Origin of the sequence: Acinetobacter sp. 243_ASPC, from assembly GCF_001054715.1 — a bacterium.
Classification (GTDB): domain Bacteria; phylum Pseudomonadota; class Gammaproteobacteria; order Pseudomonadales; family Moraxellaceae; genus Acinetobacter; species Acinetobacter soli.
Genome location: NZ_JVOR01000140.1, coordinates 1 through 818, shown reverse-complemented (window position 1 = coordinate 818; position 818 = coordinate 1). Strand labels below are relative to the sequence as shown.

Below are 818 nucleotides of genomic sequence, written 5' to 3'. Positions count from 1 at the left end.
ATGCGGATCATGTGGCAAGTGCCTTGAGTAATTCTGCTAAAGCAGATATTTCTGATACTTGCCATTTCAAGCCAATTTCTGCTTTTGAGTGGGGTAAGGTAATTTGAACCGTTAACATGTCAGTAAGATTAGGATCTAATGGTGCAGAGCAAGATAAGCCAATAAATGCAGGTTTATTCGGTAGTGGTGAGCGATCACTCCCTGGCTTACCATCAATTAAGCGAATCCATTTGGATACAAGATGTGTATTCAATCCATGTTGCAAAGCAACCGAAGCAATTGAAACGTCCGGTGCTTTACAAGCCTGAACGATCTGCTGTTTAAATTTAGCACTGTATGCTTTAGTATAAAAATAAGGTTAGTAAATAAATCATATAACTCAGATACTTTTTTAGTAAATATAAAATGTATTTGATTTTATTATGTTAATTTTGGGACTGTGTTATTCTATGATTTTAACGCTAAAAATAATTTACCTGTGCAGAAAAAAATGATGACACCATTGCTCATTGATGCATTAACAATATCTGAAGGTAGGTTTGAAAAACCATGCCCAGCTTTAGTTTTGAAAATGATGTTACTCAATGGGGAAATAAGCAGTGAGTTTTCAGAAAAAATTAAAAATCAAGCATTACTACTGCTCGCGATATATCGTAAGTTATTGCTTGCTGTCGATAGGGATTTATGTAAGGTAAAAATTCTAAAGGACAGTGTGAAAAGAAGACACTGGGGGAAAAATGGATAAAGCACAGGACAAGACAGTGGTTGCAGACCAACTTCGGCTAAAGCGTTTAGATCCAGAAGAAATGATTTTATTT

General features: G+C 35.3%; 1 protein-coding gene and 1 pseudogene. One reads left to right on the top strand and one right to left on the bottom strand.

What is annotated here, in order from left to right; all coding sequences use genetic code 11:
- Positions 1-7 precede the first annotated feature (7 nt).
- Positions 8-313: a hypothetical protein gene (locus ADA42_RS17450; RefSeq protein ID WP_048766523.1), complete on the bottom strand. Its 306-nt coding sequence runs from the start codon at positions 311-313 to the stop codon at positions 8-10.
- A gap of 177 nt (positions 314-490) precedes the next feature.
- Between ADA42_RS17450 and ADA42_RS17445 the strand changes: the two are divergent.
- Positions 491-818 (top strand): annotated as a pseudogene (locus ADA42_RS17445) (hypothetical protein); the annotation flags it as partial.